We start from the raw sequence: 13,118 nt of genomic DNA, 5'->3' as shown, positions 1-13,118 counted from the left end.
AGCGAAGCGCGCGCCCATCCGCCATGCGTCGTAACACGCGGGCGCCGGCGTTCCCCCGGCACCTGTGTCCGGAACGTCAGGCCGCGCGGGCCTTCAAGGCATCGGCCACGGCCGACGCCATGGCACGGGTACCCATCGGGTTCGTATCCGCGCCGGCGATATCGGCGGTGCGCGCGCCGCCCGCGAGCGCGTCCGTTATGGCGCGGTCCAACGCGTCCGCGGCCTCGCCGAGGCCGAAGGAGTAGCGCAGGCACATGGCGAGCGAGCCGATCATGGCGATCGGATTCGCCTTATCCTGGCCGGCGATGTCGGGGGCGGAGCCGTGGACCGGCTCGTACAGGGCCCGGCGCAGGCCGCTCGCATCGACCGCGCCCAATGAGGCCGAGGGCAGCATGCCGAGGGAGCCGGTCAGCATGGCGGCGATGTCGGATAGAACGTCGCCGAACAGGTTGTCGGTCACCAGCACGTCGAACTGCTTGGGCCGGCGCACGAGCTGCATGGCGCAGTTGTCGGCCAGGATGTGCTCGAGCTGGAGGTCGGCGTAGTGGTCGGCGTGAACCCTGGTGACGACCTCCTTCCAGAGGATTCCGGACTTCATCACGTTGTGCTTCTCGGCCGAGGCGACCCGGCCAGAGCGCTTGCCGGCGAGATCGAAGGCCACGTGGGCGATCCGCTCGATCTCGCCGGTCGTGTAGACCTGGGTGTCGACGGCGCGCTTGGAGCCGTCCTCAAGGGTGGTGATCTCCTTCGGCTCGCCGAAATAGACGCCGCCCGTGAGTTCCCGGACGATCATGATGTCCAGGCCCTCGACCAGCTCGCGCTTGAGCGCCGACGCCTCGGCGAGCGCCGGGTAGCAGATCGCCGGGCGCAGGTTGGCGAAGAGGTCGAGATCCTTGCGCAGGCGCAGCAGCCCGGCCTCCGGGCGGTTCTCATAAGCCACGCCCGCCCATTTCGGGCCGCCGACCGCACCGAGCAGGATCGCATCTGCGTTGCGGGCTCGCTCCAAAGTCGCGTCGGCCAGCGGAACCCCGTGGGCGTCGAGGGCGCTGCCGCCAACGAGGTCGGTCTCGGTCTCGAACGTCGCGAGGCCGGTCTCCTTGAGGGCGTCCAGTACCACCTGCATGCCGCCCGCGACCTCCGGGCCGATCCCGTCGCCGGGGAGGAGCAGGAGCTTGTAGCTGGCCATGGCGGTCTCGCGGATTCTCTCGACGTGCCGGCGGGCTTTATCGAGGCGGGACCGCCATTGGCAAGGCGCCCCGGGAGGCAAACGGAGGCTGGCACTTGTGTTTCGAGCGGACGGGCGCTACCTCTGCCGCCCACCGCGCGGATGCTGCTCGATGCCGTCCGCGCCCGACCCGGGAGAGACGAGCCTTGGCCAGAGCCGGCTCAGCGACCGAGACCGCCTGCACCGCCGCTACGGTGCGCCGGCTCCGTGCGCGCCGCGCCGGGCTTCGCCTTTCGCTTCTGCTTACCCGCCCCTGAGGGCCGTCCGGGCGCGCGCCTGGGCCTTCAGGGGATTTTTCGACATTCGCGAACCCGCCCGCCTGGGCATCACGCCGCGCCGCGCCACATGCCGGCCGGCCCGCGACAGGGTAAGACTATGACCACGACCAGCATCACAGCCCGCGACCGCATTCTGATCTTCGACACCACCCTGCGCGACGGCGAGCAATGCCCCGGCGCCACCATGACGTTCGACGAGAAGCTGGCGGTGGCCGAACTCCTCGACACGATGGGCGTCGACATCATCGAGGCCGGCTTCCCGATCGCCTCGATCGGCGATTTCGAGGCCGTCTCGGAGATCGCGAAGCGCACCAAGCGCGCCACCATCGCGGGCCTCGCCCGCGCGATCCCCGCCGACATCGCCCGGGCCGGCGAGGCCGTGCGGCACGCCCAGCGCGCGCGAATCCACACCTTCGTGTCGACCTCGCCGATCCACCTCGCCCACCAGATGCGCAAGAGCCAGGACGAGGTGGTCGAGATCATCCTGAAGACCGTCGCCCAGGCCCGCGACCTCGTGGAAGACGTGGAATGGTCGGCCATGGACGCGACTCGCACGCCGATCGACTACCTGTGCCGCTGCGTCGAGGCCGCCATCAAGGCCGGTGCCACGACGATCAACCTGCCCGACACCGTGGGCTACGCCACGCCCTCCGAGTACCGCGACATGTTCGCGAGCGTCCGCGAGCGGGTACCGAACGCCGACAGGGCGGTGTTCTCGGTCCATTGCCACAACGACCTGGGGCTGGCGATCGCCAACTCGCTCGCCGGCATCGAGGGCGGCGCCCGGCAGGTCGAGTGCACGATCAACGGCATCGGCGAGCGGGCCGGCAACGCCGCGCTCGAGGAGATCGTCATGGCCCTGCGCACCCGCGCCGACGTGCTGCCCTATGAGACCGGGGTCGAATCGACCATGCTGACCCGCGCCTCGAAGCTCGTGAGCCACGCCACCAACTTCCCGGTGCAGTTCAACAAGGCGATCGTCGGCCGCAACGCCTTCGCGCACGAGAGCGGCATCCACCAGGACGGGATGCTCAAGAACGCGGAGACCTACGAGATCATGACGCCGGCCTCGGTCGGCCTGACCAAGACCTCCCTGGTGATGGGCAAGCATTCCGGCCGGGCCGCCTTCCGCTCCAAGCTGGAGGATCTCGGCCTCCACCTGTCCGACAACCAGTTCCAGGATGCGTTCGAGCGGTTCAAGGCCTTGGCCGACCGCAAGAAGCACGTCTACGACGAGGATATCGAGGCGCTGGTGGACGAGAACCTCGCCACGGCGCACGACCGGATCCGCCTGGTCTCCCTGTCGGTGATCGCCGGCACTCGGGGCCCGCAGCGCGCGACCCTGCGGGTCGCAGACGAGACCGGCACGCGGATCGAGGAGGCGGACGGCAACGGGCCTGTGGATGCCGTGTTCAACGCGATCTCGGCCCTGGTGCCGCATCAGGCGCAGCTGGAACTCTATCAGGTCCACGCCGTCACGGGCGGGACCGATGCCCAGGCCGAGGTCTCGGTGCGCCTGCGGGATGGCGAGCGCAGCGTCACGGCCCGCGGCGCCGACCCGGATACGCTGGTGGCGTCCGCCAAGGCGTATCTCTCGGCGCTGAACAAGCTCGCGGCCCATGCGGTGCGCGTGCATGCACAGCATGCCGCTGCGGAATGAGAAAAACCGGCGTCGGGGGTGGACAGCCCCCGGCCACGTTGGTATCAGCCCGCCACCCCAGCGGACTTGGTGGCCGCCGGGCGATCGCAGATGCGATCGGGCGCATAGCTCAGTTGGTAGAGCAGCTGACTCTTAATCAGCGGGTCCTAGGTTCGAACCCTAGTGCGCCCACCATCCTCTCAGACTTACGAAGCGATATCGTAGACCCGGCGGGATAACAGCTGGATCTCGGGTTAGGACGTGCTCAACGTTGAGGCCGCGTGCATGCGCTGCGGCTTGGAGTTTCGCTGCCTCGGCCTACGGGCGAGGCGAGACCCCGAACGTTGAGGAGCCCGCCATCGTCGCGCGTCGGATCGCCATCCTCCTCTGCTGCGCCTGTCGCGGTCTCGGACGGCGCTCTACCGCCCAATCTCGAGCCGGGCCGTCTCCTGAAGCCCGGCCTCGGAGCCGCTGGCGGCGTCGATCCCGAGGCACAGCTCGAAGCCTCAGCCCGCGAACGGAGCACCTGGGCTCCGTTTCGCGCGGAGCCGATCGATCGACTGGCCTTCGTCAACTCCCGGAATGGGGGCCGCGGCGATCGCACCGCCCCGACCGGCATGGCCAGGACGCCGTCCTCCGGCACCGGAGACCCTCGGGACGATGCATCACCCGCCCAAGGGCGAGACGCCACGATGGATCGCCTGGAACATGAGGGGCAGCCCACGGCCAAGCCGATCTGCAGCGCTTGCTGAGACCGGTGGCCTCGGCCTGATGGCAGGATCGTCGTCCAGCGATCGTGTGCTGTAGCACGTCGACCGGGAAAGCTTGAGCTTACATCGGTGTCACGCCGCGAACATTACCGCGGACCCGATGGAGACAGACGATGACCCGCACCACCCGCCTCACCGTCGCAGCCGCAGCCGCCGCCGTGACCGTCGCCGTTCTGGCCGGCACCTACGCCGAGATGCTCGACCGTGCCCTGCCGCTGCATTTCCTCTGATCGCGCCGGGCGCGCCGCAGGACACGCGAAATCTGAGGCGCCACCGGTCCACGGCGGCGCGCTCGGACGGGGAGGGAATCGCCGATGAACGGAACGCTGCACCGGGTCTTCGATCACGCTTTCAAGTTCGTCGACGCGCTCGACGACCTGATCGGGGAGGCAGCCCTCGGTTTCGGAGCCGCCGCCCCGATGATCATCGACCCGAATGACGACGCGCCTTGCGAACCGAGCCGGACGGTCGATTAGGCGTCCGATCGAGCGGTCGATTCAGGGATCCGCCGCTCTCGTTCCGCACCACCCGCCACAGTCGCGCAACGGGAGTTGATCCTCGCCCCGCCTGGGACGACCCGGGTGGAGCGCTCCTGAGCGAGTCCGCAAAAGCGGCCACCGGTTTGGCAACGAAAACCTGTGGTACACCAAGGGCCAAAGCGAATGATGCGGTGGCCTGCCCACGGTACGCCACGCGAGACTGCGAAACCACAAGTCGGCCCGCCCAGCCAATCCCTTCAACCTGAGGCGCTGGAGCGAAGCCTCGGCCTCAGAGGAGACCTCCGGCCAGCCGCGCTATCCCTGCAGCTCTCCTTCGAGGCCCGCTGAGGCGGGCATTTCAGGATGAGCTGGCGGGTGGGATCGCCCGATGACGCTAACCACAGGTCGCTGCCGTGTACCGTGTGCAAGGCGATCGGCCATGGCAGGTGTCGAGTTGGCCCGCTTGCGCGGTAGTGGCGAAGGTAGGGGCATCGCAGATCGCCGGAACGCAACATCGCTTGTCAGATGCCGAGCGGCCGTCCGGACAGCAGGTTTCGCGGCGGGACGTCGCTGCCGCTCAAGCACGTTCCCGCCCATCGATCCGGCCGGCACGCCGCACGCCGGCAGAATCGGCCTACCGCATTCGGAGGATGCCGAATCATCGCGATCTATCTGACAGTTAGGAGCGGCATCACTATTGCCCAAGTGGCGATAGGTATCCATCTCTTGTCTCACAGGCGGACAAGCGGCGGGTCGCAGTCCAGGATTGAGCCAATGGCGTCCGTTACTCTGGAAAAGCCGCTCGATGTCGGCGGTCCGATCAGCCGCCGGGCGGCGGCGCTCGCCAACGCGAAATGGTTTCGTGCGCTGGCGTGGCGCGCCCTGCGCGAAGGCGGACCGCAGGCTCCGCTTCGCGCAGCGAACGCGCGGGCTGCGGCGCGTATCATCCTGCGTCAGGCCCGGCGTGAGGCCGTCGTCGCCCGGATGGCGCACGAGGCCTTCGACGGTCCCGTCTGACGCGCGGTCCAGCCGAGGTGCGTCGCAGCCGTGCCGTCTGAACGGTGCCGGACCGTCCCCGCCCGTCACGCGGCCGGGGACGAATTCCAGATGCTTACCGCTTGAACTTGCCGTCGTACTTGAATTCGGGCGCTGACTTCAGCTGATCCTTGCTCGCGCCGATGATCGCCTTCCACTTCTTAGCGTTGGCGTCGTAGCCGAGGGCGATGGAAGACGGCGTGACCGCCACGTAGTGCTCGCCCATGCCCAGGAAGCCGCCGACCGAGACGATGTAGCCCGTGAGCTTGTCGTGATCGATCACGAGGTCCTTGATCTCGCCGACGGTGTTGTTCTGCGCGTCGGTGACGTTGAGCCCGATCAGGTTGTAGCTCAGCACGGCGTCCTGCGGGACTGATTCGAACTTCGGAGCGGTGGTCGCGGGCGCTTCATTGGCGGCGAGGGCCGGTCCGGCCAGGGCTGCGACGGCGAGGGTAGCGAGGACGAGGCGGCGCATATGTGTCTCCAGAAGCCCGAAATAGGCGGCTGGAAATCCGCTGAGTCTCCGACTCGTTCCGCAACCGCACGGAAATGTTAATCTCCGGAACATGGAACAGCGGGCGATTGCCGGGGGCACGGATCGACCCGGATCGTACTGCCCGCACGGCAGGACAGATCGGCCGCCCGACATGGCATCGTCCCTGGCAGCTGCTCTTCGGTGATGTCACCCACGGCGGTGGCACGCACGGGAGGGTCGTTTGGTGGGACAGCCGGTTTGGATGACATCGGCGCGCCACGGCAGCGCCGGCGCTTGGATCGACGGGCTCATCGGCGTCTCGATCTTCAGCGCGTCGCTGGTGGCCACGCGCCTCGCGCTGACCGGCATGGATGCGCCGTTCCTCAGCGCCGCGCGGGCAGCCCTCGCCGGGATCGCGGCCGCGGCGACCCTCGCGGCCTTCCGGGAGCGACGGCCGCGCGGGCGGGATATCCCGGCGCTCGTCATCGTGGCGGCCGGCGTAGTGCTGGGTTTCCCCCTGCTGACGGCCTTGGCCCTGAGGACGGTGAGCGCGGCGCACGGCACCATCTTTGTCGGTCTGCTCCCGCTCGCGACCGCGCTGTTCGGGGCGCTGCGATCCGGCGAACGGCCGTCCCGCACGTTCTGGCTGCTGTCGATCTGCGGCGCGCTCATCACGGTGGGCTTCGCCGCGCGCGGACTGTCGAGTGCACCCGGGCCCGGGGACGCCCTGATGTTCGCCGCGGTCCTGATCTGCGGCCTCGGCTACGCGGAGGGCGGCGTCCTGGCGCGGCGGCTTGGCGGCTGGCAGGTGATCGCCTGGGCTACGGTGCTGTCGCTGCCGGTCAGTCTGCCGCTGGCGCTGATCCTGAGCCCAGCCGAACCCGCTGCGATTCCACTGCCGGCCTGGGCAGGCCTAGCCTACGTCGCGACGTTCAGCATGCTGATCGGGTTCGTGTTCTGGTATCGGGCGCTCGCCCGGGGCGGGATCGCCGCGATCGGGCAGCTCCAACTGCTGCAACCGTTCCTCGGGTTCGGCGTCGCCGCCCTCGTGCTCGGCGAGCGGATCGAGCCGGCAATGATCGTCGCGGCTGCCGCGGTCGCCGTCTGCGTCGCGCTGGCACGGTGGTTCGCCTGATGCGGCCCGCGCCTCAGCCCGATTTGGCCACCACCTCGATATCCCGGTCGAGCCCGCTCTCGACCTTGAATTCGCGGGTGTAGACCTGCCCGTCATGGCGGGCGATCAGGACGTAGTCGCCCTCCGCGAGCGTCACCTGCGGGAAGGCGCCGATCGCCTCGCGGATCGTGTCGCCGCCGGGCGTCAGTACCGAGAAGGCAGTGCCGGCGAAGGCCTCCGCCCCCGGTGCGGAGACCAGCTTCAGGGTCACGGTCGCGGCGCGGTGGTTGAGGGTCGCCTCCGTCACCTTGCCGTTCTCGACCCGGAGGTCGGCCCGCTGGATCGCGTTGGATTCGCCGTAGATCGACACCACGTGATAGGTGCCCTCCGGCAGCCGCAGCAGCTCGCCGGTCTTGATGCCGGAGCGGACGAGCCGGCCCTCGGAATTGGTCCCGACCGGCACGAAGACCGAGAACGACACTTCGGCCGGTGGAATCTTCTGATCGCCCACCGCACCGGAGAGCTTCAGGGCGCCGGCCGCCACGCGCAGCGTTTCAGTGACCGGCTGGCCCGCCATGACGATCCGCTTCGACGCGGTGGCGAAACCGTAGGTCACGGTCGCCGTGTAGGTACCGGGCGCCAGGACGAAACGTGGCTCGGCCTCCGACGATCGCGCGACGATCGAGGGCCGGACGCCATCTCCGGCCTCGTCGTAGATCCGCCATGCGAGGCCCTGCCGCAGCGGGGTGCCCGGCCCGGACAGCAGCGCCGACAGCGACAGCGGCGCCTCCGGCTCCGCGGATGGGAGGGCGGGCGGCAGATCCGGCGTCGTGATCGACGGCGAGGGCAGGGGGCCGCCGAGACGATTCTGGATGGGATCCTGGGCGCGGGCGGGCACGAGCGCGATTCCCGTGACGAGAATCGCCAACGCCGTCGCGGCCAGCCTCGTGCGCATCGATCGGACCTCTTCCTCTGCCGGCCTCTTCGCCGCCTCGGCGTCCGGCACGATCCACGTCGGTGACGGGCGGGCACACTTCGCGGACCCGCGCCGCGTTCAGCAGAGACCCCGTCCCTGTCGTATGCCGTCTGCAACCGGACCATGGCGACGGCAAGGCCGCACTTCCCCGGGCGGCCGGCGCATGCCACATCCCGTCCGCATCGCGAACCCGGGACGGAGCGCATGACCGCCACCCTCGATCTCCTGAAGACCCGCCGCTCGGTGCCGCCGCCGCTGCTGGACGAACCCGGTCCGGACCGGGCACAGCTCGAAACGATCCTCACGGCCGCCTCCCGTGTGCCCGATCACGGCAAGCTGGCACCCTGGCGCTTCATCGTGATCGCTGGCGCGGCGCGGGACCGGGTCGGCGAGACGATCGCGGCGACCTTCGCGGCCGACAATCAGGACGCTTCCGCGGAGCGCCTCGCACAGGAGCGCGGGCGGCTGACGCACGCCCCCGTCGCGGTGGCCGTGGTGTCGCGGGCGGGCCCGCACGTGAAGATCCCGGAATGGGAGCAGGTGCTCTCCGTTGGCGCCGCCACCATGAACCTCGTGATCGCCGCCAATGCGGCCGGGTTCGCGACCTCCTGGCTGACCGAATGGTTCGCCTATGACCGCCGCGTGTTGGACGCGCTGGGGCTGGCACCGTCGGAAAAGCTCGCGGGCTTCGTCCATATCGGCCGGGCGCGCGAGGTGCCCCCCGACCGGCCGCGGCCGGCGCTCGACGAGATCGTCACCTTCCTTTGAGGGTTTGTTCGGCGCTGGACCCGTCGGACCCACGCGACGATGCGAGCGCAGCGAGGCGACGGAGGCAAGCGCGACAGCTTCCGGCGTGGCGCGTCACCGGGCTGCGTCGCTGCGCCGGCAAGGACGGCCCTGCGTGTCACGATCAATAATTGGTCGTGCGATCTGTCGCGAAGAGGCGTCTTTCGATCGCGATCGTGCGTTAAGGACCAGTTGCTGTCGCCGCCGGGACGTTTGCCGTCGGCGCTTCGGAGGTCCTCGGTGCATTACGATCTCGACGTCCCGCGGGAGGCGCGCGCGCTTCCGCACAACCCGCTCAAGGCGATCGTCGCACCCCGGCCGATCGGCTGGATCAGCTCCATGAGCCGCGACGGCAAGCTGAATCTCGCGCCCTACTCGTTCTTCAACGCGGTCGCCGACAACATGGTCGCGTTCTCGTCTTCGGGTCGAAAGGATGCGATGACCTTCGCGGAGGAGGGGCGGGAATTCGTATGCAGCCTCGCCACCTGGGATCTGCGCGACGGGATGAACGATTCCTCGGCACCGCTGCCGCGCGGCGAGAGCGAGTTCGCCTTCGCCAAGCTCGCGACCGCCCCCTCCCAGAAGGTCCGCCCGCCACGGGTCGCGGCCTCGCCGGCGGCCCTCGAATGCCGGTGGCTTCAGACCGTCCCGCTGGTCCCGCTCGAAGGCGGCGAGGCGAAGAACTTCCTGGTCATCGGGCAAGTGGTCTCGATCTATGTCGACGCGGCCTACGTGAAGGATGGGATGGTCGATACCGGGGCGATGCACCCGATCATGCGCGGCGGCTACTTCGATTACTTCCACGCCACGCAGGACACCCGCTTCCAGATGCGGAGGCCGAAGGGCGCGGGCGAGTTCTCGACGTCCTGAAACCGGACTTCGTCTTCCAAGACGGATTGAGGGCTTGTTTACCATAGCGGGCGCAGATTCCGGAGGTCTCCAGCCCCCGTGCGCGCCCGGATGTTCCTGTTCACCACGCCGTCCAGCCCTCCGGAGAGCCCGCCGCCGCCGGCGCGAGCGATGCCGGGGACAGCCGTCTCAGGACCGGTGGTCCAGGCGATCCGCGATGGGGCGATGGCGAGCGGCGTCGGGTTCGACTACCTGCTCGCCACGGCGCGGCGGGAATCCGCCCTCGATCCCGCCGCCAAAGCCGGGACCTCTTCGGCCACAGGGCTCTTCCAGTTCATCGAGCAGACCTGGCTCGGCGTGATGAAGAACGCCGGCCCCCGCCTCGGGCTCCAGACCGAAGCCGATGCCATCACACGGCAAGCGGATGGCAGCTACGTCGTGGCGGATGCCGGGCAGCGGCAGGCGATCCTCGATCTACGGCGGGATCCGAAGGTCTCGGCGACGCTCGCGGGAGCCCTGACGCAGCAGAACGCCGAGGCCCTGTCCGGGACGCTCGGCCGCGAGCCGACCGCGGGCGACCTCTACGTGGCGCACGTGCTCGGTGCCAAGGGCGCCGCCGCGCTGATCGCGACCGCGCGCGCCCTCCCGGCCCGGGCCGCCGCCCTCGATCTGCCGGAAGCCGCCGCCGCCAACCGCGCCCTGTTCTACGACCGCACCGGCCGCCCGCGGGGCGCGGCCGAACTCTACGCCAGCCTCGCGGCGGCCGCCCAGGGCGCCGCCGCCACCGATCTCACCGGCCTGCGCCAGGACGAGGCGGCGCCGCAGGCGGTCTCGGCCTATGCGAGCGCGGCGACGGCCTTCGGCGGCACGAGCGACCTGCGCAGCCTGTTCCAGACGGATCCGCGCGTGACCGCCACCGATGCCGCCGCGCGAAACCTGCAGGCGCGCAGCCAGGCGCAGGCGTCCGCGCACGCCGCACCGACCTATTTCCCGCGGACCGGTTCGGATCCGTTCACGGCCGCATCCGCTCCGGATCCGGTCGCGACCGGCGCGCTCGCTGCCCCCGCGGCGACGCCGCCCGGCGGCGCGCTCGTCAACCCGCCGTTGCCGCCGCGGCGCCCGGCCGAGCTCGCCGCGGCGGGCGCCACGACCGGCGTCGGGAACAGCCTGTTCGCACCCCGGAGGGGTCCATGATCATCCGCGAGTTCCTGACCCGGACGCAGACCGCCTCCGCGGCCCAGCGCGCCGAGGCCGCAGCTGTCCTGGCGCGCGCCTATCTCTACGGCGACCTCGCCGCGGACGAGGCCTGGGAGGCCAAGACCGCGCTCCTCACCCTCCTGGACGATCCCTCGCCGATCGTTCGCCGGGCCCTAGCGGAAACCTGCGCGGCCTCGGCGCGGACGCCGCGACCGCTGGTGGTGGCGCTCTCCTGTGACGTGCCGGAGGTGGCGCGTCCGGTCCTGGCGCGCTCGCCGGTTCTGACCGATGCCGACCTCGTGGACGCCGCCGCCCTCGGCGACGAGGCGACGCGCGCCGTGATCGCCGCGCGGCACCACCTGTCCCACACGGTTTCCGGGGCGCTGGCCGAGATCGGCGAGCTCGACACGCTGGTGGCGCTCATCCGCAATCCGACCGCAAAGATCACCGCCGGCCGGATGCTGCGCATGATCGAGCGCCGCGGCGCGGAGCCCGACCTGCGCGAGGCCCTGCTCGGCCGGGCCGACCTGCCGCCGGAGGTGCGCCACGCCGTCGGACTCGCGGTGGCGCAGGCGCTCTCGGGCTTCGTGATCGACCGGGGCTGGCTCGGGAGCGAGCGCTGCGACCGGCTGCGCCGGGAGGTCGGCGAGCGCGTCGCCCTCGACGTCTGCGAGGGCTCCGGCGCCGCCGGCGTCGCCCGGCTGGTCGCGCATCTGCGCACGAGCCACCAGCTCAACGCCGGACTTATCCTGCGCGCCGTGCTGTCGGGGCGGACCGACTTCGCCCTCGCCGCCCTGGCCGACCTGTCCGGCCAGGATCATGCCGGGGTCGCCCGGGCGATGCGCGACCCGCGGGCCTTCGCCGATCTGCACCACCGGGCGGGTCTCCCCGACGCGCTGCTGCCGGCCCTGCAGGCCGCGCTCTGGGCGTGGCAGGACGTCGCCCGGCGCGCGACGCCCGTCCGCGGCACCGGCCTGTCGCAGCGGATCATCGCCTGCGCGATCGAGGCCTGCGCCAGCCTGCCAGGGGCCGAGATGCAGCCGGTCCTCGTGCTGCTCAACCGCTACGAGGCCGAGGCCGCCCGGGATGAGGCCCGGGATGCCGCCCGCGCCATCGCGGCGGCCGCGGTCGCGCGCGAGACCGCGCGCCGCGAGGCCGAGACGCTCGATGCGACGTGGCGCGCCGCCCTGGACGACCAGCGCCGGTCGGCCGTCTCGTCCGAGACCGCACAGGTCGTCGTCCCCGACACCGCGGTCGCAACGGTGGTGGTCGAACCGAACAACCCGGTCGGCGCGATCCTGGATGCGCTGCCCGAGCAGATCCTGGCCTGGTACCGGACCGAGGCACCAGCGGCAGACCCGGCGACGGAGGCCGCCACGGAGGCCGTGCTGAGCAGCCTCGAGGACAGCCTGCTGGATCAGTTCCGCGCCAGCCGCACGCCGGTGGCAGGCACATCCGCGGAGGGCGAGCCCGACAAGGCGGCCAAGATCGCCGCCTGACGGCGCGTATGTTGGATCAGGCGTTCGTCGTGATGCGGTTGGTCATCGGTGGCTGCGCCACCATCGATCACAATCCCACGTTTCACGAACGTTGACCGTCGACAGGTCGCCTATCGGATCTCACCGGTGGGCATCGTTCGGCGCGGTTTGCCGCGGCGCTATGCAATGTTATTCCCTGATCATACCGGCAAGGCACCGTCAGGGCGGGGTTCATAGGGCCGACATGGCGCGCATGACGGTGGTGTTCACCGAGCCCATGGCGGCAGAAATCCGCGCGGCTGTGGAAGCAGGGGAGTACGCCTCGACGGGTGAAGCGGTCCAGGACGCAGTCCGGCCCTGGTCGACGCGCCGCCAGCTTCGCGAACAGGACGTCGCGGGACTTCGCACGGCGTGGGACCGCGGACTTCCCAGTGGCTTCGTCGGTCCGCCGGACTTCGGCGATCTGCGGCGGGACGCCCACGCAGGCATGATCGTAACAGACGATGTTGAGCATGGCGGTTGAGGTCATCTGGACCCGACATGCCCGCGAAGGACTAATTTCTATCTACAGGGCGATCGGCTCGGACAACATCATCGCGGCCAATCGGATCGAGCCGCGTGTCTCGCGGCTCGCAGATCTTCCGAGAATGAGCTCACGGCGGCCGAACATCCGCCCGTCGACGCGCATCCTGGTCGCGCATCCGTCTCTCATTCTCTACGAGACCGTTCCTGACACGGATTCTGGTCCGGTCAACCGCGTCAATATCGTCACCGTCGTGGATGGCCGCCGCAATCGGCTCGACGGCATGTCCTGAAG

13 protein-coding genes and 1 tRNA gene are annotated in these 13,118 nt (G+C 70.0%); 11 read left to right on the top strand and 3 right to left on the bottom strand.

Translation table 11 applies throughout. The annotated features are described in order from the left end of the window. Positions 1 to 76: 76 nt before the first annotated feature. Positions 77 to 1,186, bottom strand: a complete 1,110-nt coding sequence (gene leuB, locus MKK75_RS09590) for a 3-isopropylmalate dehydrogenase (protein ID WP_244042355.1) — start codon at positions 1,184 to 1,186, stop codon at positions 77 to 79. A gap of 414 nt (positions 1,187 to 1,600) precedes the next feature. Between leuB and MKK75_RS09585 the strand changes: the two genes are divergently transcribed. The 4 genes from MKK75_RS09585 to MKK75_RS09570 all read left to right on the top strand — a co-directional run bounded on the left by MKK75_RS09585 (position 1,601) and on the right by MKK75_RS09570 (position 5,408). Further along, positions 1,601 to 3,163: a 2-isopropylmalate synthase gene (locus MKK75_RS09585; protein ID WP_244042354.1), complete on the top strand. Its 1,563-nt coding sequence runs from the start codon at positions 1,601 to 1,603 to the stop codon at positions 3,161 to 3,163. Positions 3,164 to 3,261: 98 nt separating this feature from the next. Further along, positions 3,262 to 3,337 (top strand) — tRNA-Lys (locus MKK75_RS09580). 889 nt (positions 3,338 to 4,226) lie between these two features. Then, the gene (locus tag MKK75_RS09575) at positions 4,227 to 4,388 is read left to right on the top strand and encodes a hypothetical protein (protein WP_244042353.1); all 162 of its coding nucleotides are present in this window, start codon (positions 4,227 to 4,229) and stop codon (positions 4,386 to 4,388) included. 777 nt (positions 4,389 to 5,165) lie between these two features. Next, positions 5,166 to 5,408, top strand: a complete 243-nt coding sequence (locus tag MKK75_RS09570; protein ID WP_244042352.1) for a hypothetical protein — start codon at positions 5,166 to 5,168, stop codon at positions 5,406 to 5,408. 94 nt (positions 5,409 to 5,502) lie between these two features. On the opposite strand, the gene MKK75_RS09565 is transcribed toward MKK75_RS09570, so the two are convergent. Then, the gene (locus MKK75_RS09565) at positions 5,503 to 5,901 is read right to left on the bottom strand and encodes a PRC-barrel domain-containing protein (RefSeq protein WP_244042351.1); all 399 of its coding nucleotides are present in this window, start codon (positions 5,899 to 5,901) and stop codon (positions 5,503 to 5,505) included. 262 nt (positions 5,902 to 6,163) lie between these two features. On the opposite strand from MKK75_RS09565, the gene MKK75_RS09560 reads away from it, so the two are divergent. After that, the gene (locus MKK75_RS09560) at positions 6,164 to 7,036 is read left to right on the top strand and encodes a DMT family transporter (protein WP_244042350.1); all 873 of its coding nucleotides are present in this window, start codon (positions 6,164 to 6,166) and stop codon (positions 7,034 to 7,036) included. Between the two features lie 13 nt (positions 7,037 to 7,049). On the opposite strand, the gene MKK75_RS09555 is transcribed toward MKK75_RS09560, so the two are convergent. After that, positions 7,050 to 7,970 (bottom strand): hypothetical protein, encoded by a 921-nt coding sequence (locus MKK75_RS09555; RefSeq protein ID WP_244042349.1) that lies wholly within the window; start codon positions 7,968 to 7,970, stop codon positions 7,050 to 7,052. A gap of 225 nt (positions 7,971 to 8,195) precedes the next feature. On the opposite strand from MKK75_RS09555, the gene MKK75_RS09550 reads away from it, so the two are divergent. The 6 genes from MKK75_RS09550 to MKK75_RS09525 all read left to right on the top strand — a co-directional run bounded on the left by MKK75_RS09550 (position 8,196) and on the right by MKK75_RS09525 (position 13,116). Then, the gene (locus tag MKK75_RS09550) at positions 8,196 to 8,759 is read left to right on the top strand and encodes a nitroreductase (RefSeq protein ID WP_244042348.1); all 564 of its coding nucleotides are present in this window, start codon (positions 8,196 to 8,198) and stop codon (positions 8,757 to 8,759) included. A gap of 258 nt (positions 8,760 to 9,017) precedes the next feature. Then, the gene (locus tag MKK75_RS09545) at positions 9,018 to 9,647 is read left to right on the top strand and encodes a flavin reductase family protein (protein WP_244042347.1); all 630 of its coding nucleotides are present in this window, start codon (positions 9,018 to 9,020) and stop codon (positions 9,645 to 9,647) included. Positions 9,648 to 9,737: 90 nt separating this feature from the next. Next, positions 9,738 to 10,820 carry a lytic transglycosylase domain-containing protein gene (locus MKK75_RS09540; protein ID WP_244042391.1) on the top strand — a complete coding sequence of 361 codons (1,083 nt, stop codon included), beginning with the start codon at positions 9,738 to 9,740 and terminating at the stop codon, positions 10,818 to 10,820. Continuing rightward, positions 10,817 to 12,322, top strand: a complete 1,506-nt coding sequence (locus MKK75_RS09535; protein WP_244042346.1) for a DUF2336 domain-containing protein — start codon at positions 10,817 to 10,819, stop codon at positions 12,320 to 12,322. Before MKK75_RS09540 ends, MKK75_RS09535 begins: the two co-directional genes overlap by 4 nt. Positions 12,323 to 12,554: 232 nt before the next feature. Beyond that, positions 12,555 to 12,824 carry a type II toxin-antitoxin system ParD family antitoxin gene (locus MKK75_RS09530; RefSeq protein WP_244042345.1) on the top strand — a complete coding sequence of 90 codons (270 nt, stop codon included), beginning with the start codon at positions 12,555 to 12,557 and terminating at the stop codon, positions 12,822 to 12,824. Continuing rightward, on the top strand, positions 12,814 to 13,116 hold the full coding sequence (locus MKK75_RS09525) for a type II toxin-antitoxin system RelE/ParE family toxin (RefSeq protein ID WP_244042344.1): 303 nt from the start codon (positions 12,814 to 12,816) through the stop codon (positions 13,114 to 13,116). The genes MKK75_RS09530 and MKK75_RS09525 overlap by 11 nt, the downstream gene beginning before the upstream one ends. The last annotated feature ends 2 nt before the right edge of the window (positions 13,117 to 13,118 follow it).

Origin of the sequence: Methylobacterium sp. J-030, from assembly GCF_022829545.1 — a bacterium.
Taxonomy (GTDB): Bacteria; Pseudomonadota; Alphaproteobacteria; order Rhizobiales; family Beijerinckiaceae; genus Methylobacterium.
This window is presented reverse-complemented; position numbering and strand designations above follow the sequence as displayed.